At 60.6% G+C, this 19,928-nt stretch carries 18 protein-coding genes; 11 read left to right on the forward strand and 7 right to left on the reverse strand.

Going from position 1 to position 19,928, the window contains the following annotated elements:
- Nucleotide 1 precedes the first annotated feature (1 nt).
- The 7 genes from D0550_RS26465 (at nt 2) to D0550_RS26495 (ending at nt 6,779) form a co-directional block, all read left to right on the forward strand.
- Nucleotides 2–1,153 (forward strand): CaiB/BaiF CoA transferase family protein, encoded by a 1,152-nt coding sequence (locus D0550_RS26465; protein ID WP_116812205.1) that lies wholly within the window; start codon nt 2–4, stop codon nt 1,151–1,153.
- Nucleotides 1,154–1,176: 23 nt separating this feature from the next.
- Nucleotides 1,177–3,378, forward strand: a complete 2,202-nt coding sequence (locus tag D0550_RS26470; protein ID WP_116812206.1) for a TonB-dependent receptor — start codon at nt 1,177–1,179, stop codon at nt 3,376–3,378.
- Between the two features lie 25 nt (nt 3,379–3,403).
- Entirely contained in the window at nt 3,404–3,940 is a 537-nt protein-coding gene (locus D0550_RS26475) for a VOC family protein (RefSeq protein ID WP_116812207.1), read from the forward strand.
- 15 nt (nt 3,941–3,955) lie between these two features.
- Nucleotides 3,956–5,107: a cobalamin-independent methionine synthase II family protein gene (locus D0550_RS26480; protein ID WP_116812208.1), complete on the forward strand. Its 1,152-nt coding sequence runs from the start codon at nt 3,956–3,958 to the stop codon at nt 5,105–5,107.
- Nucleotides 5,092–5,922: an alpha/beta fold hydrolase gene (locus tag D0550_RS26485; RefSeq protein WP_116812209.1), complete on the forward strand. Its 831-nt coding sequence runs from the start codon at nt 5,092–5,094 to the stop codon at nt 5,920–5,922. Before D0550_RS26480 ends, D0550_RS26485 begins: the two co-directional genes overlap by 16 nt.
- Nucleotides 5,923–5,937: 15 nt before the next feature.
- Nucleotides 5,938–6,501 carry an NADPH-dependent FMN reductase gene (locus D0550_RS26490; protein ID WP_116812210.1) on the forward strand — a complete coding sequence of 188 codons (564 nt, stop codon included), beginning with the start codon at nt 5,938–5,940 and terminating at the stop codon, nt 6,499–6,501.
- An 83-nt stretch (nt 6,502–6,584) separates the two neighbouring features.
- Complete coding sequence (locus D0550_RS26495) at nt 6,585–6,779, forward strand: DUF1059 domain-containing protein (RefSeq protein ID WP_116812211.1); 195 nt, start codon at nt 6,585–6,587, stop codon at nt 6,777–6,779.
- Nucleotides 6,780–6,791: 12 nt separating this feature from the next.
- Here the strand turns inward: D0550_RS26495 and D0550_RS26500 are convergent, their stop codons facing one another.
- The 6 genes from D0550_RS26500 to D0550_RS26525 all read right to left on the reverse strand — a co-directional run bounded on the left by D0550_RS26500 (nt 6,792) and on the right by D0550_RS26525 (nt 12,465).
- A complete protein-coding gene (locus D0550_RS26500; RefSeq protein ID WP_116812225.1) occupies nt 6,792–7,712 on the reverse strand; it encodes a ketopantoate reductase family protein in 921 nt (306 codons plus the stop codon).
- Nucleotides 7,713–8,063: 351 nt separating this feature from the next.
- On the reverse strand, nt 8,064–8,765 hold the full coding sequence (locus D0550_RS26505; protein ID WP_116812212.1) for a 2OG-Fe(II) oxygenase family protein: 702 nt from the start codon (nt 8,763–8,765) through the stop codon (nt 8,064–8,066).
- A gap of 9 nt (nt 8,766–8,774) precedes the next feature.
- A complete protein-coding gene (locus D0550_RS26510) occupies nt 8,775–9,260 on the reverse strand; it encodes an adenosine-specific kinase (protein ID WP_116812226.1) in 486 nt (161 codons plus the stop codon).
- Nucleotides 9,261–9,337: 77 nt separating this feature from the next.
- Nucleotides 9,338–10,843, reverse strand: a complete 1,506-nt coding sequence (gene glnA, locus D0550_RS26515) for a type I glutamate--ammonia ligase (protein WP_116812213.1) — start codon at nt 10,841–10,843, stop codon at nt 9,338–9,340.
- 37 nt (nt 10,844–10,880) lie between these two features.
- A complete protein-coding gene (locus D0550_RS26520) occupies nt 10,881–11,795 on the reverse strand; it encodes an ATP adenylyltransferase family protein (RefSeq protein WP_116812214.1) in 915 nt (304 codons plus the stop codon).
- 175 nt (nt 11,796–11,970) lie between these two features.
- Nucleotides 11,971–12,465, reverse strand: coding sequence for a substrate-binding domain-containing protein (locus tag D0550_RS26525; RefSeq protein ID WP_322109791.1), 495 nt, complete (start codon nt 12,463–12,465; stop codon nt 11,971–11,973).
- 332 nt (nt 12,466–12,797) lie between these two features.
- On the opposite strand from D0550_RS26525, the gene D0550_RS26530 reads away from it, so the two are divergent.
- The 4 genes from D0550_RS26530 (at nt 12,798) to D0550_RS26550 (ending at nt 19,039) form a co-directional block, all read left to right on the forward strand.
- A complete protein-coding gene (locus tag D0550_RS26530; protein WP_116812216.1) occupies nt 12,798–13,130 on the forward strand; it encodes a hypothetical protein in 333 nt (110 codons plus the stop codon).
- Nucleotides 13,131–13,716: 586 nt separating this feature from the next.
- On the forward strand, nt 13,717–15,315 hold the full coding sequence (locus D0550_RS26540) for a peptidoglycan recognition protein family protein (protein WP_161966065.1): 1,599 nt from the start codon (nt 13,717–13,719) through the stop codon (nt 15,313–15,315).
- 17 nt (nt 15,316–15,332) lie between these two features.
- Nucleotides 15,333–15,812: a globin family protein gene (locus D0550_RS26545; RefSeq protein ID WP_153067359.1), complete on the forward strand. Its 480-nt coding sequence runs from the start codon at nt 15,333–15,335 to the stop codon at nt 15,810–15,812.
- A 155-nt stretch (nt 15,813–15,967) separates the two neighbouring features.
- Nucleotides 15,968–19,039, forward strand: a complete 3,072-nt coding sequence (locus tag D0550_RS26550; RefSeq protein ID WP_206606559.1) for a glycosyl hydrolase — start codon at nt 15,968–15,970, stop codon at nt 19,037–19,039.
- A gap of 78 nt (nt 19,040–19,117) precedes the next feature.
- Here the strand turns inward: D0550_RS26550 and D0550_RS26555 are convergent, their stop codons facing one another.
- Nucleotides 19,118–19,477 carry a hypothetical protein gene (locus D0550_RS26555; protein WP_116812221.1) on the reverse strand — a complete coding sequence of 120 codons (360 nt, stop codon included), beginning with the start codon at nt 19,475–19,477 and terminating at the stop codon, nt 19,118–19,120.
- Nucleotides 19,478–19,928 lie beyond the last annotated feature (451 nt).

The following is a 19,928-nucleotide window of genomic DNA, read 5'->3' on the forward strand; positions in this document are numbered from 1 at the left end:
CATGCAATCCGTCCTCTCTGGCATCCGCGTCGTCGAGCAAGGCACCTTCATTACCGGGTCGTGCGCCGGCATGATGCTCGCGGATCTCGGCGCTGACGTGGTCAAGGTCGAAAGTCCGGCGGGCGATCCGTATCGCAGTTATCAGGGCGGCCAGTTCTCGCCTCACTTTCAAGCCTACAACCGCAATAAGCGCAGCGTTGCGCTCGACCTGCAGCAGCAAGCCGACCGAGGCGCGTTCGAATGCCTCGTGCGAAACGCCGATGTCTATATCCAGAACTTCCGACCCGGCACCGCCGAGCGCCTCGGTGCCGGTGTTAGCCGGCTGCACGAGCTGAATCGGCGCCTGGTGTATTGCTCCATCAGCGGGTTCGGGTCGAGCGGACCGTATGTCGATCGACCCAGCTACGACTCGGTGGCCCAGGCGCTGAGCGGCTTTCTGAGTGTCGTCGTCGATGAACAACGCCCTCGGTTCCTCGGACCGGCGCTTGCCGACGCGATCACCGGAATTTACGCGGCGTTCGGCGTGCTCGGCGCGTTGCTGGAGCGTTCGCGCACCGCTCTCGGTCGGCACGTCGAGGTCTCGATGCTCGAAGCGATGGCGCACTTTGCGGTGGAGCCATTCGCAGCGTTCTTCGCGCTCAATCAGGTGCCGAAGTCGAGCGATCGCCCGCGCCTGGCACAGGCGTACATCCTTCGTACTGCCGATGACCAGCTGATCGCGATTCATCTGTCGTCGATCGAAAAATTCTGGCAAGGACTCACGAGCGCGTTGGACAGCGAACAATTGCGCACCGATCAACGCTTCCACACCCGACAGGGGCGCATCGAGCACTATGAGGCGCTGGGCGCCGAGCTCGATGCACTGTTCGCGCGCCATCCCTTGAGTCATTGGGCCGAACAGCTCGAGCGCAGTGACGTGCCGTTCGCGCCAATCAACCGTATCGACCAGGTCGTCGAGGATCCGCAGGTGCGCCATCTCGGTTTGATCGTGCCGGTGGAATCGGCGAGCGGCGGTAAGCGCGCGGTGCGCCCGCCCGTGCAGTTCGACGGTGTGAGATCGGAACGAGTGACCTCGGCGCCGCAGCTCAACGAGCACGGCGCGGCGATTCGTGATGCCTTGGCTGCAAGCGGAGGCTGGCCCGAGAAGAGTTAAAGGCGAGTCAGGGGGGAGCGACAATGACTACCAAGAGGCGAGGGCTGGTGTTAGCTGGCGCGTCCGCGGCGCTGTGCATGAGCCCGTTCGATTTGCCAGCTCAGGATCAGCAACGAGTGCAGGGCGCCAATCTCGAAGAGGTGATCGTGTCGGCGCGCAAGCGCGATGAATCCGTGCTCGACGTGCCGGTTGCGATCAACGTGTTTACGGCCGCCGATATCGCAGCGGCGGGGATCGATCGGCCGGGAGACTTCATTCAGCTCACGCCCAACATGAGTCTGGTGCAGACACAGAACCAGGGAACGTCGTTTGTGACCGTGCGCGGAATTTCACAAGCGCGCAACAGCGAGCCCTCCGTCGCCGTACTCATCGATGGCGTGCTGATGGTGAATCCATCGCAGTTCAACCAGGAGCTGGTCGACATCGAAAGCATTCAGGTGCTCAAAGGGCCGCAAGGCGCGCTCTATGGGCGCAACGCCATTGGTGGTGCCATCATCGTGAACACCAAGCGGCCCTCCGATACCTTTGAAAGCAGTATCACCGCCGGTTACGAATCCGGCCCGGGGCAGCGCTTGCGCGGCAGTGTCAGCGGCCCGATCAGCGATACGTTGAAGTACCGTGTCGCCGCTTCCTACTTTGAAACCGATGGCTATATCGACAACGCGCTCCTCGGCGAGGAGGCGGATCCCTTCCGGGATGTGTCGACGCGCGTGCGCCTGCTGTGGGAGCCGTCCGAAGCGTTCACCGCCGACCTGCGATTCAATTCATCGCAGGTCGATACGCAGGCGCTGTACTTCAACATCACCGAGAGCGTCAACGACACCAGCCTGCCGGTGCGTGTGAACAATCCGGGCGTGAACGAGCGCGACATGTATGGCGTGTCGCTGAAGTTGGATTTCGAGACCCGCGCCGGCACGTTCACCTCGGTGAGCTCCTATGACACGATCAAGGAAATCCTCACCGGCGACCAGTTCAACTTTCTGCCGATCCCCGAGTCGGTGCTGTTTCAGTTCTTCGGCGCCGACCAGGCGCAACACCAATACCTGGACGTGGATGCGATCAGCCAGGAGCTGCGCTTTACCTCGCCCACCGGGCGGCGCGTGCGCTGGATCGCCGGTATGTACGGCATCGCCACCGATCGTTTCATCTCCACGGGCAACGTCTTCGATCTGGGCACCGGTGTAGTGCCCCAGGTGCGCCGGCAGCCACTGCCGCTATTCAACCCGCAGTTCACCTATCTTGCGGACTCGCAGGATAACTTCGCGTGGGCGGTATTCGGCAACGTCGACGTCGACCTCACGCCTCGCGTGGAAATGTCGCTCGCCATGCGTTACGACCGCGACGAGCGCGAGAACACCACCAAGACACCGGCCGAGTTCATTCCCGCGTCCCTGGTCGGTCTCGCGCAGCCGGGGCAGGTTCGCAAGCACACGTGGGATGAGTGGCAGCCGAAGGTTACGCTGCGTTTCAAGCCCACGGACGATTCGATGCTGTTCGCCGGCTACAGCCGCGGCTTTCGCAGCGGCGGCTTCAATCAAACCGGTGTCTCGGCCGCGGGCATCGCTGGCATCCAGGATCTGTTCGACGCGGAGACCGCCAGCACTTATGAGGTCGGCGCCAAGGCCGAATTCTTCGACCGCCGCCTGAGCGCGAGCGTGAATGCTTACTACACGCGCGCCGAGGGCTCGTATTTCTTCGTGTTCGATCCGAACACGAGCACACAGAATCTGGGCAATCTCGGCCGCGTCGACTACCAGGGCATCGAGCTGGAGCTGAAGGCGGCGCTCGCCGACGGTTTCGATGCCTTCCTCGGCCTGGGCTATACGGACAGCGAGATCAAGCAATCCGACCGCGCAGCCACCGATGTGGGCAACCAGGCGCCACTGGTCTCGGAGTACAGTGCGAACCTCGGGCTGCAGTATCGCCGTCACCTCGGCGATGTATTGAGCCTGTTGGTACGCACGGATTTCGAAGCGATCGGGCCGACGTGGTTCTATCCGGATAACGCGACCAAGCGTGATCCGGTGGAACTGCTGAATGCTCGACTGGGATTGGAGGGCGGCCGGTGGGCCGCGACGGTGTGGGCGAAGAATCTCACCAATGAGGAATACAACGCGGAGTGGTCGCCGGGCCCACAGTTCTTTCCCAATCCCGGCTACACCAACAACTTTGTTTTCAAAGCGCTGCCGCGACGCTGGGGCGTCGATCTGACGTACCGGTTCTAGTTGCGCGGATCACAGGAGCACTGACATGGCCACGACCAACAAACTGCCGTCCCGGCTGCATCACACGGCTTACGTCGCCAAGAACCTGGAGGCGACGCGCCAGTTCTACGAGGATGTCATCGGCTTGCCGCTGATGGCGGCCTGGTGCGAGTCTGACGAGCTGTTCGGTGCCGAGCGCACCTATTGTCACCTGTTCTTCGGACTCGGCGATGGCAGCGCGCTCGCGTTCTTCCAGTTCGCACGGCCAGAGGATCAGGCGCTGTTCGGACCGAAGATGCCGGAGACACCATTCCATCACGTCGCGCTCAAAGTGGATGCGGACGTGCAGAAGGGGATTGAGCAGCGGCTGCGCGCGGCTGGTTATACCGAGCCGAAGATGTATGTCCTCGAACACGGCTATTGCCGTTCTTTGTATGCGGTCGATCCGGACGGCATGATCGTCGAGTTCACCGTCGACCATCCCGAGGTTGAACAAATCAACGCCACGCGCCGCGCCGATGCTCATGCGGAGCTCAAGCGCTGGCTGGCGGGCGAGCATCGCTCCAACAACATGTTCCGTTGATCGGGGAGGGGCGTCTTGAAGACCAGCACGGATCGGATATTGGTCACGCTCGTCGGGAGTCTGCCGCGCTCGCAGGCGGTCACCGACGTGCTGTTTGCTCGCGAGCGTGGCGAGCCGCGCGACGATTCGACTGCACGCGCCATCATTGCCGATGCGGTGACAGACGCGGTGCGCCGCCAAGTGGCCAGCGGCGTGGACGTGGTGAGCGACGGTGAGATGAGCAAGATCAGCTATGCCACTTACATCAAGGACCGATTGACGGGGTTTGCGGGCGATACGCCGCGCGAGCCGGGCCAGGATCTGGTGGAGTTTCCGCGAATCTTGAAGCGTCTCGCGGACACGGGGGCAACGGCCAAATACAAACGGCCTCGCTGTGTGGCGGAAGTTCGCGTTGGTGATCTGCGTCCCGCGCAAACCGACGTCGATAACTTGCAAGCGGCCATCGATGCATCCGGGCCCACGGAAGGCTTCCTCAATGCCGCCTCGTCGGGAGTGATCGCGCTGTTTCAACCCAACGATTACTACCGCACGCAAGACGACTATCTTGAAGCGGTTGCCGAAGCGATGCGCGCCGAATATGAGTTGATTACCAGCGCCGGTCTGCTGCTGCAGATCGACGCTCCGGACCTCGCGATGGGACGGCACACGATGTATCGCCACCATACGGCCGATGATTTCCTCCGCAGCGCCTCGCGTCACGTGGAAGTACTGAACCATGCCTTGCGAAACGTGCCTGCCGACCGCGTGCGCATGCACGTGTGTTGGGGCAACTACGAAGGCCCGCATCATCACGATGTGCCGCTGGAACAGTTGCTGCCAATCGTGCTCGAGGCGAACGTGCAGGGATTGTTGATCGAGGGCGCCAATCCGCGCCACGAGCACGAGTGGTCCGTGTTTCGTGAGCAGCGCCTGCCCGATGACAAGGTGCTGATTCCCGGTGTCATCAGCTCCACGACCAACTACATCGAGCATCCGTTGCTGGTCGCGGAGCGCCTGTGTCGTTACGCCGATGTGGTGGGCCGCGAGCGTGTCATGGCCGGCACCGACTGTGGCTTCGGTACGTTCGCCGGGTTCGGGCCCGTCGATCCCGACGTTGCTTATCTCAAGCTGAAATCGCTCTCGGATGGCGCGGCCATCGCCTCGGAAAGGTTATGGGGGCGACACTGAGCGGCGCGCATTACATCGAGGTGGAAGGCGCGCGCCTGCGGGCGCGCAGTGCTGGAGAAGGTCCGGCCGTCGTATTGGTGCATGGATGGGCGCTCGATCTCGAAATGTGGCGTGCACAGATCGATCTGCTCGCCGATCGATATCGCGTGATCGCGTTCGACCGGCGGGGCTTCGGCCGCTCCTCCGGTGTGCCTGGCCTCGAGCAGGATGTGCACGATATCGATCGCTTGCTGGATTCGTTCTCCATCTCGCGCGTGGCGATCGTCGGAATGTCGCAAGGCGCGCGCGTCGCTTTGCGTTGGGCTTTGAGACATCCAGAACGAGTCTCGTGTCTGGTGCTGGATGGTCCGCCGGCGGAAGGATGGTCGCAGTCGGTCGGTGCGAAGGAGATTCCCATCGATGAATATCGGCAGCAGATCGGTGTCGAAGGCATGGATGCATTTCGCAGCATGTGGCTGCAGCATCCTTTCATGAAGCTCCATACAGGCTCGCCCTGTGCGCACACGCTGCTGCGTGAAATCGTCGTTCGGTATCCCGCGCTGGATTTGCTGAACGAGCCGCCCCAGTTGCCGCTGCTTTCCGAGTGGGACTTGCTGCGCGTGAATGTGCCGACGCTCGTTCTCAGCGGCGAACACGACTCCGCGCAACGTCGCTCCATCGCAACTCGGATGGCTCAAGCGCTGCCGGATGCACGCTTGAAGGTGTTGCGCGGCGCTGGTCATCTCGGCGCGTTGGACGATCCGAATTCGTACGTGCAGGCGCTGCGCGATTTCTTTTCGAGCCAGCCGGCAATGGCCGCTGGCACGGTCATGTGATTTTTGGAGGGGCAGATGGCAAAGGTAGGTTTGATCGTCGGTAGCCTGCGCAATGGCGCATTCACACGACTCATGGCCCGCGCGTTGCCGGAGCTTGCGCCGCCATCGCTGCAGTTTTTCGCCATCGAAATCGGTGACCTGCCGCTCTATAACGAGGATCTGGAGACCGACTCGCCACCGGCGCCGTGGACGCGATTCCGACAGCAAGTGCGCAGCGCCGACGGAATTCTCTTCATCACCCCGGAATACAATCGCAGCATTCCTGGTGCGCTCAAGAATGCGCTCGACGTGGGCTCGCGTCCGTGGGGCAGGAGCGCGTGGGATGGCAAGCCCGCGGGCGTAATAAGCCAGAGCCCGGGTGCACTCGGAGGCATGGCTGCCGCACATCATCTGCGACAGGTGCTGTTGGCGGTCAACCTCGTCGCCATGCCTCATCCTGAGGCTTACATTCCTGTCGTGGCGACATTATTCGACGACAGCGGTCGCCTGCAGAATGCGCAGACGCGTGAGCTCATGACCGCCTTCTTGCTGGCGTTCGCGACCTGGCTGGAGCGGTTTCCGCGATCGTCGTTGTCGTAGAAGGCCTACGCAATCCTCCCTAGAGCCCTCGCCGGGCCGACGGCCTATAACGCACCCCGTCTGGCAATCCGGAGGAGACTCAAATGGACCGCGTGTATATCGACTGCAGAGAGTTTCCGAGCGAGTCCCACTGTACCGTCGCCATCTCGGCCGATGATGAGGCTGAGCTGTTGGAAGCCGCCGCACACCATGCCAAAGACGTTCACGGTCACGAGGACACGCCCGAGTTCCGCCAGGAGCTGCGCCGGACGTTCAAGCACGGGGCGCCTGCGCCGTAGGAAGCGGCCGGCTTATCGGGAGACTCGGGCTGAGTAGCTCGACAGATTGGTGTAAGCAGCGCTTAACAGAGGCGTTGCGATGCCGGCTCGTTGCGCGCGTTCTACCATGTCACCAACGATTTGCTCGGACTCGATTGAATAGCCCTGCTGCAGGTCGCGATACATGGAGGAGGTGAGCTGCGAGTTTGTATCGGTGAGCTGCCCCCGAACGAACGTGCAGAACTTGTCGCTCGGTGCCACGCCGACTTTGCGTACCACCGAGAGCACTTCGTCGAGTATCGCGTTGGAGAACGCCAGACCGCCAGGGGCTCGCGCCACTTCACCGATGCTGCCTCTCATGAGGCAGTTGATGGCGCCCAGCGACGCAAGAAATATCCATTTCTCCCACATTTCGCGCCCGATCGCCGGCGAGATACGCGCATCGAAGCCCGCGTTTTGCATGAATGCATCAACGCTCTCCATGCGCGACGAGCGACTGCCGTCCAACTCGCCGTAAGCGAGCTCGTGAAAGTGGGCGAGTTCGACGATCCGACCCTGGTCGTCGAGCGTGCTTGCAATCTTGCAAATGCAGCCCGCAACGTTGCGGGCGGCGAATCGAGCGGCCAGGACATCCATATGCCTCATGCCGTTCAAGACGGGCAGAATGATCGTGTCGTCACCGACGGCGCGAGCGCAATCCTCAATCGCCGACTCCAGTCCGTAGGCTTTTACAGTCAACAGCACCACATCGTATGGCGAATCGATCTCTGCGGCCGTCAGCAGCTTCGGGGCGATAGTGAGATCGCCGCTCGGGCTGAGGATCTGCAATCCCGTCTTGCGCAGCTGCTCTGCGCGACGCTGGCGAACCAAGAAGGTGACATCCCGACCTGCAGCGGCCAGACGAGCGCCAAAATATCCACCAGTAGAACCGGCGCCCACGACAAGCATCCGCATGTAATCACTCCACTTCAGACCGCAAGCATTGCAGCAATGATGCACTTCCATTCGCTGGAGGGTCAATTGCACTGGCGTGTCTCGACTTCGGCTCAATGGATGAGTTGAAGGAGCAACGACTTGCCTCGATGACGAGAAGTGTTGAGGTAGTCGGGGACTGCGAAGCCGAGCATTGCGCGAATGCGCCTGTCATCCGCAAAGTCCCGAATCGTCGGTCAGCCCAGCATCACAGCTCTGCGTCTGTGTCCCTTAGTGAGGTCGCGACTCGGGCTCGAGTATAGGCCGGTGAGAGGGTTCCCGCGGCCATCGCGCGAAATGCGCCATGCGAGTGGCAAAAGCTGCCAAATTGGCTCATGGCCGGCCTGTTCTGGTCTCTGGCGGTGACGTGAGGAACTCGCCCGCGGTCGGAGACCACAGTGGTTTGGCGAGATGCTCGGTGAATGACGAGAACATGATGTTGAAGCTGATGCTGATTCTTTCTGCTTCGCTCGTGTTCGCGCCGACGGAATGCCGCAGCCAGGCGGGGAATAGCAATAGCGTGCCGTTCTTTACTTGCACCACTACCTGGTCGGTGTTTTCGGCGGTGAGTTCGACGACGGGTGGGCGGATGATCCCAGTCTGATCCCGCGGGTCGTGGAAGTTGATTGTGTCCGCACCCGGATAGGTCCACAGGTAATAGACGCCGCTCAGAAAATTGTTGGGGTGAGAGTGCGCTTTGTGTTCAGCGCCCGGAGCCAGGATCGTGGCCCAGCAGGCCGTGATCTCGAACTCGTCATAGCCGATCCGCAAGAACTGCAAGATTCCCGCGACTGTTCGATGGATGCAAACGACCAGGTCCTGGAAATCTTCGAGCCGGTGGAGCGTCTGAACCGACTGCCAGCCCTGACCAGGCGCGAGCGGCGGTAGATCTCGCCTCATGTGCGATAGCGCGGCCGAAGCTTTCGCCTCGATCGTTTCCCGCAACGGCGGCTGGAGCTCGAGCTTCCAGACGAGTGTAGGGAACATCGGAATGACATCCGACGCGGCGCTCCAGCGATCGCCCTGCACGAGCATGGCCGCGGCTCAACGCTTATATCCGATCTTTCGCAACAGGGCGTGGCGCCACTGAATGCCCTCGTCGTTCTCGACCCCCTGCGGCGCAAAGCCGTCGACCACACCCAGGACGGCCCGTCCCTGCTCGGTCTCGGCGAGTACGACTTCGGTCGGATTGGCGGTTGCGCAAAAGATACGGCACACCTCGGGCACTATCTTGATCGCATTCAACACGTTGATTGGGTAAAAGCCGTCACCGAGCAGAACGATGAAGCTGTGACCCGCGCCGAGCGCCATCGCGTTACGGCGCGCCAGCTCTTCCAGGCCACCGTCGGTGCCGGACCAGCGTACGAGGCATGCGCCCGAGGCCTCGCAGAACGCAAGGCCGAACTTGATTCCCGGCACCGTAGCCACCATCGCCTCATGAATGTCTTCGACTGACTTGATGAAATGCGTCTGGCCCAGAATGAAATTCGTCGACTCTGGCTTGTCGATTTTCACGGTAATGAGTTGCATGTCGATCCCCTGCATTTACAAGGTGCGTGTCGTTGCCGACGCCGTGGAGGTCGAACTCTGAGCTGCCATTGCGGCGGTCACATATTGAAGTAGAGCTGGAACTCCCATGGATGCGGTCGCAGCCGAACTGGATCGATCTCGTGCACCCGCTTGTAGTCGATCCAGGTCTCGATCACATCGCGGGTGAATACATCGCTCTTCCTGAGGAAGTCGTGATCATCCTCGAGCGCGCGCAGGGACTCTTCCAGCGAACCGGGCACCTGCGGCACGCCGCGGGCTTGCTCCGGCGGTAGATCATAGATGTTCTTGTCCAGTGGCTCTCCTGGGTCGATGCGATTGCTTACGCCGTCGAGGCCGGCCATCAGCATGGCTGCAAAAGCCAGGTACGCGTTGGCTGACGGATCCGGACAACGAAACTCCACGCGCTTGGATTCCGCCGAGTCCGAGTACATCGGGATGCGCGCGGCGGCCGAGCGATTGCGTTGAGACATCGCCAGATTGACGGGCGCCTCGTAACCCGGAACGAGACGCTTGTAGGAATTGGTGGTCGGCGCGCAGAACGCCATCAACGCCGGTGCGTGCTTCAGCAGGCCGCCGATATACCACCGGCAAACCTCGGAAGTGAGCGCATATCCGGAGGGGTCGAAGAAGAGATTCTTGCCGTCCTTCCACAGGCTCTGATGGCAATGCATGCCGCTGGCGTTGTCGCCGAAGATGGGTTTCGGCATGAACGTCGCCACCTTGCCGTGACGGCGCGCGGCGTTCTTGCTTGCGTACTTGTAGATCATCACGTTGTCCGCCATGCGCAGGAGCGGCGCGAAGCGCATGTCGATCTCGTTCTGGCCGGCCGTGGCAACTTCGTGGTGGTGAACTTCGACCTGGATGCCGGCGCCCATGAGCACAAGCACGATCTCCGAGCGGATATCCTGCAGCGTGTCGTGCGGTGGAACCGGAAAGTAGCCTTCCTTGTAACGCGACTTGTAACCGAGATTGCCACCGCCGAACGCCCCTTCGTCACGACCGGTGTTCCACTCGCCCTCCGCGGACTCGACGTAATAGAAACCGCAGTGCGGGTCCTGGCCGAAGCGGATGGAATCGAAGATGAAGAACTCGAGCTCCGGACCGAAGAAGCAGGTATCTGCGATCCCGCTCGAGGCCAGGTAGATTTCTGCCTTGCGTGCAATGTAGCGCGGGTCGCGCGAGTAAGGCTGACGCAGAATCGGGTCGACCACGTCGCAGATGAGCGCCAGCGTAGGCTGCTGGTAGAAAGGATCGACGAACGCCGTCGTGCAATCGGGCTTGAGCAGCATGTCGGACTCATGAATCTCCTGAAAGCCGCGTATGGACGAGCCGTCGAAGCCGATTCCGTCCTCGAACAGCCGCGTCGAGACCTCTGGCAGCGTGATCGAAAAATGCTGCCAGAGCCCGGGAAGGTCGGTGAATCTGAGATCGACGATCTCGATCCCGTGCCCATCGATCAGCGCAATGACATCCTCGACGCTTTGCGGGCGCGTGTACTGGAATTGACCGGGCGCGACGATCAACGGCGTCGGGCGCTGGCTGGAGAGTTCTGGATCGGGCATGACATCCCCCTTTGGCGAATTTCCAGGCTTATGCTGGTCAGGCCCCTCGGGCGGATTGCAGGCCCGATACCGCGGTAAGTGCAGCCATCGGCCCGGCACCTGCAATGGTTTCGAATTGCCGCTCATCGCGCACGAACAGTGATCCGGCGAAACCGAGCGCGTTGATGGGTACGCCCTGAAAATCTTCACGCTGGCGCGGCACGGCGAGTATCCATCTGCGGGTGACGAGCAGATTCCATGGGGCAGATCGGTGCTGCTGGCCATTGCGCTCGATGGCGTGGATGCCGATACGACGACGAAGCTGCGAGTACAGCGATGCAAGGTGAGGCACCGAATCGCTACCGTGCTCGAATAGCGCAGGCTCGAGCCATGCAAGGGCATGCGGAAATGTGAGACCCGGAACGGTCAGAATTCCCGTCTGAGCTTGCACGCTCTCGATCACTGCATCGATTGGCGTTGGCGGTCCGATGCCTTCGAGCGGAAGTGGCACCATCTGCAGGTGTCTGTGCGACTGACTCGCCCCCGCGGCCGTGCCACAGTTGTGGAAGATCAAGCCATCCACTTGCGCCAGACAAGCCAACAGTGCTTCGAAGTCCGCATCTCGAAGCAGTGCCTCCTGTGCCTCGAAGCGACGCGTGACGATGAGCATATGCTGGGGAATCAAGGCGAACTTGTTCAGCAGCGCCACATGGGTCGGAGAAATGTCGGCTACGAACAGGTTCGAGTCGAACGGCAGAAAGGGATTGGGTGCGGCGCCGACGCCTCGCGCGCGGCGGCTGTCGAGTCGCGCCCGCCCGAGCAGCGAAAGCTGTCGGACGAGGAAGCGCACGTGCGCGTCCTCGATGACGTGAAGTGCGCTCTCGATTGGCTCCAAGGCGCCGCAGGCCAGCGCATGCTGCGTGGCGCGTTGCAGCGCGGACTTCAAGGTGCAGCCTTCGAGCATCGGTTTCATCGTGCCCACCCGGAGGCATATTGCACGCGGGCGGGGCCAAGTTGAAGCAGCGCGCTCCGTGCAGACGTGTCGGAATGCCAGTGTCATACGATGCCGCTCATGGCAGCGGGCGCATTCCACTAACGTGCTGGCTTTCCGGGGTGGTGGGGAATGAAACTGATCGGGTATTCGAACCTTACGACTTCCTCACGATCAATTCCGTCGGCAGCGTCACCGAAGGCGGATGCGCCCCGTCGAGGATCTGCATGAATTTTTCGACCAGCAGCGCGCCGGCCTGGTGAATGTCCTGGCGGACTGTGGTCAGCGGCGGATCGAAGAGCGCGGCATAAGAAATGTCGTTGTAGCCGACCACGGAAACCTGTTTCGGAATCTTCAGGTCATGCTCTCGCAGCGCTGACACCGCCGCCATCGCGAGGGTGTCGCTCGCGGCGAACACCGCATCCGGAGGTTGTGAGGCGGATGAAAGATAATCGCGCACTTTCTGGTGAGCGATCTCGTAAGAAAAATAATCCGTCGGCAAGTCGACAATGACTGCGTCGGAGCCGGCTTCGGTCAGGCCTTTCGCTAGCCCGGTCCGGCGCATTTGAATCTGCGGGTAGGTGCTGCAAACTGCTGGACAGCCAGCATCACCACCGCCTTGTTGCGGACGTTTCCTGAGTTGTCTGAATATGCGTCAGTCACACCGGACTCCTGCCGGGCGTCGAACGCTTCATCGTTGCCTGCCAGCGAGTAGCTGCCGCTTCGGAAGCATGCTCACTCACGCCGAGGCGGCAACGACTCGGGATTGCTCCAATCCCTGATTTTTCTTTCGCTCTGCTTCGGCGCCGTTGACACCCCTGCATTGCAACTGCAACTATCTGACGACAACGCGGCTAGGGGATGGCCTGTCATTTCACTGCCGGTCGATCGCTGATGTCCCGGGCCGGGTCTGAATATCTTGTAACCATGGAGTGGATCAATATGCACAGACTTTGTGATCTATCGAGCCGTGGGCGCAGGCGCATGGCGATCGTCAGTGCCGGATCCGTGTTGCTCTCACTCGTCGTCATGACGGCGGGCGCGACGACGCAGACTCGGATCTACAACCCGAACTACAAGTACATTGCGGGTTTCGTTGAGAATCCCTTAGGCCTGACCGATACCATCTGTGGCATTCAGCTGCCACCGGAGGCGGATTGTTATGGTCGCTTTGAAGCCTGGGTCAGGGAGACCACGCCGGGCGGAAAGGCCATCTGCGCGGCGCTGATGAGTGCAAAGATACAACAGATCACCGTGACGTATCGTGCCGACATCACGTACCCGGGTCAGTGCGAGATAGTTCGCGTGGAGACCTGACTTCCAACAAAACGCTCGAGAGGAGAGCAGGTGGCGGAGAGTCCCTGAATTTGCGTTACGTCGGTTGACAGGTTTGTACGCCAGATCCGAGACTCGATGTAAGAAATATCGTGCCAGATAGGGAAGGTCATGGATAAGCGCTCAAAGAGGATCCTCGGTTTCTTTGCGGCGAGCCGCCGCGTTGACACGCGCATGAGAACGTCGCTCGCAGTCGCTTTGTTGTTCTCGTCGGTCACTGCTGTAAATGCGACGCCAGAGTGCTCCGTTTCAAACGGGACCCTGACGATACAGTTCAAGAACGCAGGGCAGAGCATTCAGCATTGCACAGCGGTGTGTCGCGTCGCCATGAACGATGGAGGTGTGCGGCAGGTGTCCTGTGAAGCGGACGCGCCGAGCAACGCGGTCGTCACCGCATGCAAGAGAGAGATGCCGAAGGCGACCAGCGCGACGCTGTTGTCCGCTGACTGTAAGCCGAAAGAAGCCGATTAACGAGAATGTGCGTGCGTGTATGTGTGGTGTGCGCGTAGCAAGCTAACGGACGGTACAGATGGATTACAGGAAACGGATTTTTTTAGCGGCGGCCCTGATGTTCGTCGCGCCTTACGGCTTGGCTGCCGGCTTCGATGCGAAGTACGAGGTATTCACCGGAGACTTCGATCAGGACGGCGATCTGGATATCTACGTTCGCGAGCGCGCGCCCCTGGTGATGGTGGCCCTCGACGATATCGTCATTCCCGTGTCTCGCGCGCCAAAGGTGCAGCCGTTCGTGCTCGTTCAGGGCCCCGCGGGCGTATTCTCGCTTCGCACGGACTTGACGAATCTAAGTCTGGGGAATCGGCAGCCCTCAGCCATCGAGGTCGTGCCGATCGATGTCAATCTCGACGGATATCTCGATGCCGTCATCAAAGGCATCGGCACGGTGGTTGCCGGCGCGGCCGATCAGATCGTTTACGCGAATGCTGCGCAGGGAGTTAGAAACATTCCGGTAGGAATCAAGGCAATCGATCTGGGAATGAAAAACTTCCTCGCGCAAGCGGCGGGTTGGGTCAACGACAACAACTACCTTGAGATCGCCGCGCTCAATAACGGATGGTACACCGAGGAAGAAGGGGATACCTACGTCGCGTGGTGGAATGCAGATTACCTCTACTTTTGGGGATTTCATGTCGATGGTCAGTATTTAGTTCAGAACAATGAAGACCCCTACCGTCGCTCTCAAGCGCCGGCCAGCTGCTCTTGGGGAACCGTGCCGTGCCGCTTCCAAAACGGCGTTTGGCAGATGTGGGTGAATGTGACGGAGTACAGCATCACCTTCGACTATTCGCATTTCGATAGCAGGGCCGTCTCATTGGTGAGTAGTTTGAGGCCAGCCGCGCGGGCGGATGAGCTCGTGGCGGGTACTGCCGACGCACAGAGTGCCTCGACCATCCTGGCTCAGGTGCTGGGGCGCACCGTTTTGAATGGCGTGCTGGTGAACGGCGGGCGTACCGACTACGAGACGGGCCCGGATGTGAGCCTGGGCAAGCGCCGCCTGGCCGCCATCGAGAACATGCTCGTGTCACTGAACGCAGCCGTCTCGCAGCCGACGCCGCAGCCCTCGAGCTTCGTGAAGCTCGAGGGAGTGAATGTCATTGAATCGCGAGTCATCCAGCTCGAGCGGGGCGCGATGACTGAGGTCAACGGCATTGTGCTGCATAGAACGGGCGGGGCCACGCTGGAAGGGGCGCTGCGTTCGGCCAAGACGTCGCGAGTGGGGACACACTTCTACATCGATAAGAACGGCGACATCCACCAGACCGCGAGCCTCGATCAGTATGCAGCGCACGTGGGCAAGTTGAAGTCCAAATGCGTGGCGGAGCCGACGACCTGTACAGCGACGGAGCGCCAGGATGCCGAAGATGCGCTCGCGGGATGGCGACCGAAGAATCTGCACAATCATGAAGTGAAGAAGCCGTATCCCAAACGATATCCGCAGAACTCCGACTCCGTGGGCATCGAAGTGGTGGCTGCCTACGATTCTCAGGCGGGGACTTATGAAGCAGCGACGCCCGAACAAATTGCGGCCGTTGCAACGTTGGTCGAGGCGCTGAAATCTGAGTACGATCTGACGAATGCGGATGTGTACCACCACGACGTGATCAGCTACAAAGAGGGCGTGGGCGAGGGAGCGGGGTTGGGTTACTGAGCGTGATGGTGTTATCCATGATGAGTCGTCTCCGGGGTGGTTTGTGTTGGCTGGGCATGCTCGTGCCCTTGTGCGCCTGGGCGGGTACACCGCCGGCGGCGCAGCCGCCAAGCGCGAGCACCTCAGAGGATGTGGTGGAGTGGGCTCGGACGTCCGATGCGACTGTGATCTCACTGACGCTGGAGATCGATCCATCGGTGAAGAAAAGCGATGCCCTGTTCGAGCGATGCTCGTCCTGGGTACTGTCGATAGAGGATGCGCGTGCTTTCTTTGCCAACGCAGAACGCATCACAGTCGAGCAAAAGCACCAGGCCTACGACTCGTTGCCTTGTCGCTATCAGGGAGTGATGTCTCATCGCGGGCGAGTGTATGAGTTCAGTATCAATGCAGGCTCTCACGGGTACATCAAAGAGACCGGGGGCGCGGCCGGGAAGGATGTGTCGTACTTCGGATGTATCGAGAAGTGCGCCAAGCTCTTCCCCTTCGACATGTATTAACGCAATGGCCCGCCCCTAGGGCGCCTCGTTCAGTTTGTGCTGCTTGACACATCCCCGTCGCTGGCAGTAGAAATGTAAGCGCTTTCAAGGCCGAAAAGCGTCACAAACTCGAACTCAGGGATCGGAAGCCTGGTGCTTCCGGCGTAGGAGGGGATATGTACGCCACGCGTATCTGCAGGGCGCTGATTGCATTGGTGTCGGGTGTCGCGGGCGTAGCTGCCATGGATGCCGCGGCTTTCAACGGGGAAGTCGCCGCCGGTCGCGGCAGTTACTCCACCGTGCTGCCGCCGGGTGCTGCCGATGTCCAGCCGACGATCTACAAGACGTCCAATGTCACCGGCAAGATGCAAACGAACGATTGGTGGAGCTCCACCGCGTGGCTGCGCTACTCGGAGCGGCAGTATCCGCATCCGCTTGCGGTACAAAACCAGGCGAACGGACTGCGCTTGTTTTACCCAGGCCCGACCATCACGGGCAACTCAGCTTGCGTGTGCGGCTGGATGCCGGCCTCCACGGATGGCAACGGCAATGACGATCTGACGATCGGTCACAGTGCCACGACGAACTTTGTCGACACTCGCGTCGACGGCTTCAGCGACTGGTTCGTTACGAACGTCTCCGCCAGCGGCGCGAGCTCGCTGAAGGTAACGTATGGCCACGGTTCGCCGTACGTCTATGCCGAGTACGCGGGCGGCACGCCCAGGGTGACGTTTCCCTCGGTGCCTGCGATATGGTCCGGCAACGCCAGCACGCCGGTGCTCGGGGTGACGATCAATGGCCGGCATTACGCGTTGTTCGGTCCTACCGGCTCGACATGGTCGGGCATTGGCACGACGGCGCTGGTCAACAATCTCGCTGGCAAGAATTACTTCTCCGTCGCCGTGCTGCCCGACAACTCGGCCGCGACGCTCGCGAAGTTCCAACAGTACGCTTATTCCTTCGTCACCGGCACGCAGGCGAACTGGTCTTATGACAAGCCTGCCGCCGAAGTCGTGACCACTTACAACTACACCACTGTTGCGAAGCAGGGGTCGCAGACCGGCACGCTGTTCGCGCTGTACCCGCATCAGTGGAAGAACAGCACCAAGGCACTGCTCGCCCAGACGTATGGATCGGTGCGAGGTGTGATGAAGCTGGCGGAAGGAACCTCCTTCACCACGCGGATGAAGTTCACGGGCGTCTTGCCGTCGTTGCCGGATCTCGGCACCTACAATCGCACCACGCTGGCCAACTACGTGAACGAAGCGGAGGCGGAGGTGTATGACGGCTCGCCGGATACCTACTGGTTCGGCAAGCGCCTCGGCAAGCTTGCGACTCTCGCGCCGATCGCGGATCAGGTGGGCGACGCCACGGCGGCCTCGAAATTCCGTAACGAGATTCGCGCAGGGCTGCAGAGCTGGCTCAAGGCGAGCGACGCCCAGGGGGCGCTCAAATCCAATCAGGTCTTCTACTACAACAGCAATTGGGGAACGCTGTTCGGTTACCCCGACAGCTACGGCAGCGTGCTGGAGCTCAACGATCACCATTTCCACTATGGCTATTTCATCAAAGCGGCCGCCGAGATTGCTCGCGTCGACAAGACGTGGGCGAGCAATGCCGAATGGGGCGCGATGGTGAAGCTGCTGATTCGTGATTTCGCAAGTTCCAATCGCAGCGACGCGCTGTTCCCGTTCCTGCGCAACTTCGATGTCTATGCCGGGCATACGTGGGCATCGGGGCACGCCAATTTCGGCGACGGCAACAACAACGAGTCTTCGTCAGAGGCCATGAATGCGTGGTCGGGCGTGATCCTGTTCGCCGAGGCAGTCGGGGATACGGCGTTGCGCGATCTTGGCATCTATCTCTACACGACGGAGATGAACGCCATCAACGAGTACTGGTTCGACGTCACGGGCCAGAATCATCATCCGAACTTCACGCGCTCCACGGCGAGCATGGTGTGGGGTGGCAAGACGGTCGGCGATGGCGTGTGGTGGACCGGCAATCCCGAGGAAGTTCACGGCATCAATTGGCTGCCGATCCAGGCCGGTTCGCTCTATCTCACGCAGTTCCCCGATTACACGCGACAGAACTACGAGGCGCTGGTGGCCGAGAACGGCGGCACCAACTGGAACGAGTGGGGCGACATCATCTGGATGTATCGCGCCATCCAGAATCCCGCGGACGCCATCAGCCAGATGAATGCGGGAATCGGTTCGTTGCTGATCGAGCGAGGCAACTCGCGAGCCAACACGTATTACTGGGTCCACAACCTCAACGCGCTCGGAACCACCGATCGCGGAGTGACCTCGGATCATCCGCTATATGCGGTGTTCAATAAGCAGGGCAAGCGGACCTACGTCGCATACAACATGACCGGCGCTCCGATCGCCGTATCTTTCTCGGACGGCGCAGTGGTCAATGTCCCAGCAAACGCATTCAGCAGCGGCAATGGCACTGGTCCTGTTGGCGACACCCAGGCGCCGACGGCACCCAGCGGGCTCACTTCGCCAAGCAAGACTTCCAGCAGCATTACGCTGTCCTGGAATGCCTCGACTGACAATGTGGGTGTCACCGGTTATCGGATCTATCGCGGCGGCGCTGCTGTCGCTACCACATCGAGCACGTCTTTCACCAATACTGGCTTGAGCGCTGGCACCAGCTACACCTACAGCGTTCGTGCGTTCGACGCAGCTGGCAATGAGTCCGCCTCGAGCAACAGCGTAACGGTCACGACCGATGGCGGAGGTGGCAGTGGCTATGGACATACCATCTCCGGCAGCAATGTGCAGTTCTACGTCAACAACGCTCCGTGGGCCGATGTTCACTACACGATCAACGGTGGCGCCCAACAGAACCTGCGCATGACGCAATCGGGCGGGAACAACAGCTATCAGCTGACGAACTTACCGGCCGGTGCCACGGTGACCTATAGATTCACCATTGGGCTTGCCGCTGGTGGCGCGACCGAGACCGCGTGGACCACGTTCACGGTGGGTGGCGGTGCTTATGGTCACACCATCTCCGGAAGCAACGTGCAGTTCTATGTCAACAATGCGCCATGGGCCGATGTTCACTACACGATCAATGGCGGCGCTCAGCAGAACCTTCGCATGACGGTGTCGGGCTCGAACAATACATACACGCTGGCGAATGTGCCGGGCGGCGCGACCGTGACATATCGCTTCACGATCGGGGTCGCCGCGGGCGGTGCGACCGAGACCGCATGGGTGACGTTTACCAAGTGAGGTCAACCGGGCGCGGTGGATGGGTGTCCTCCCTCGCGCCCGGTGTACTAACCTTGTAGTGCGATCAACTCGCCAGCGCTACCAGAGCGGAAACGGACCGATCGACGCAGAAGTCATCGTGCAATAGGAATGGCCGCCCGCAAAGCTCGAGATAGTATCCATTATCCTAAACATTCGAACCTCCTGTCCGCTCGCCTGTGCCGCCACGAGAGTGGCCAGGATTTCTTTGTAGTGGGCGTTGGAGTAGGGCAGGTACACGACAGGGCTGCCGTTGCAGGTCACTCCATTGGTCAAGCCTACGCCGATGCCCTCGAAGAAATTGACCGCGACGCTGCTGATCGGGCCAACATAGTTACCATTTGGATCGATCCAGCTGGCGCCGTTGGCGGTCGTGCTGAGCGCCGTGCTCGCGGCTAGCGCAAGAAATATTTTCTTCATGGTTCATCCTAAACACCTGGCTGTATCGCCAAAGCAAATCTGCAGCCGGAAGCATTGCATTGTCAATGATGCGCGGAGAAATCAGGGATTCCAGCAAGCGCGCGTCTCGGTGCCTGTAGATTGAAGAATCACGCTGCTCGACATCCCGGCCAGCGGTCGTGCGTGTCGAAAGTTTGTATTCGGGACGAACGACATCGAAGATCCGGATACGTCGGTTATGGGTCTCGCCTTTGAGTTGCAGCGGCCAGTCGGACGTTGGGCTTGAGGGCTTAGATGATCCAGCTAGAGTGCAGAGCGGTCTTGTTTTACTCAGCGCAGGACGAAGGCCACTTCCATGCGTAGGCCAAGGTCGCCGCCGATGCAAAGCTGCATCCGGTTATAATCCAGCCTGCTCGTTTGCAGAGTCTTGCGGCACGCTATGGGGCCTGTCTCTTATACACATCTCCGAGCC

The sequence above is a fragment of the Steroidobacter cummioxidans genome (assembly GCF_003104955.1).

Bases quoted from the DNA above. Each gene is read 5' to 3' on its own strand.
- D0550_RS26470 (WP_116812206.1), top strand. From the start codon at position 1,177: ATGACTACCAAGAGGCGAGGGCTGGTGTTAGCTGGCGCGTCCGCGGCG.
- D0550_RS26510 (WP_116812226.1), bottom strand. From the start codon at position 9,260: ATGCAACTCATTACCGTGAAAATCGACAAGCCAGAGTCGACGAATTTC.
- D0550_RS26550 (WP_206606559.1), top strand. From the start codon at position 15,968: ATGTACGCCACGCGTATCTGCAGGGCGCTGATTGCATTGGTGTCGGGT.
- D0550_RS26465 (WP_116812205.1), top strand. From the start codon at position 2: ATGCAATCCGTCCTCTCTGGCATCCGCGTCGTCGAGCAAGGCACCTTC.
- D0550_RS26505 (WP_116812212.1), bottom strand. From the start codon at position 8,765: ATGCTCGTGCAGGGCGATCGCTGGAGCGCCGCGTCGGATGTCATTCCG.
- D0550_RS26545 (WP_153067359.1), top strand. From the start codon at position 15,333: ATGATGAGTCGTCTCCGGGGTGGTTTGTGTTGGCTGGGCATGCTCGTG.
- D0550_RS26500 (WP_116812225.1), bottom strand. From the start codon at position 7,712: ATGCGGATGCTTGTCGTGGGCGCCGGTTCTACTGGTGGATATTTTGGC.
- glnA (WP_116812213.1), bottom strand. From the start codon at position 10,843: ATGCCCGATCCAGAACTCTCCAGCCAGCGCCCGACGCCGTTGATCGTC.
- D0550_RS26475 (WP_116812207.1), top strand. From the start codon at position 3,404: ATGGCCACGACCAACAAACTGCCGTCCCGGCTGCATCACACGGCTTAC.
- D0550_RS26540 (WP_161966065.1), top strand. From the start codon at position 13,717: ATGTTCGTCGCGCCTTACGGCTTGGCTGCCGGCTTCGATGCGAAGTAC.
- D0550_RS26530 (WP_116812216.1), top strand. From the start codon at position 12,798: ATGGCGATCGTCAGTGCCGGATCCGTGTTGCTCTCACTCGTCGTCATG.
- D0550_RS26490 (WP_116812210.1), top strand. From the start codon at position 5,938: ATGGCAAAGGTAGGTTTGATCGTCGGTAGCCTGCGCAATGGCGCATTC.
- D0550_RS26495 (WP_116812211.1), top strand. From the start codon at position 6,585: ATGGACCGCGTGTATATCGACTGCAGAGAGTTTCCGAGCGAGTCCCAC.
- D0550_RS26520 (WP_116812214.1), bottom strand. From the start codon at position 11,795: ATGAAACCGATGCTCGAAGGCTGCACCTTGAAGTCCGCGCTGCAACGC.
- D0550_RS26485 (WP_116812209.1), top strand. From the start codon at position 5,092: ATGGGGGCGACACTGAGCGGCGCGCATTACATCGAGGTGGAAGGCGCG.
- D0550_RS26555 (WP_116812221.1), bottom strand. From the start codon at position 19,477: ATGAAGAAAATATTTCTTGCGCTAGCCGCGAGCACGGCGCTCAGCACG.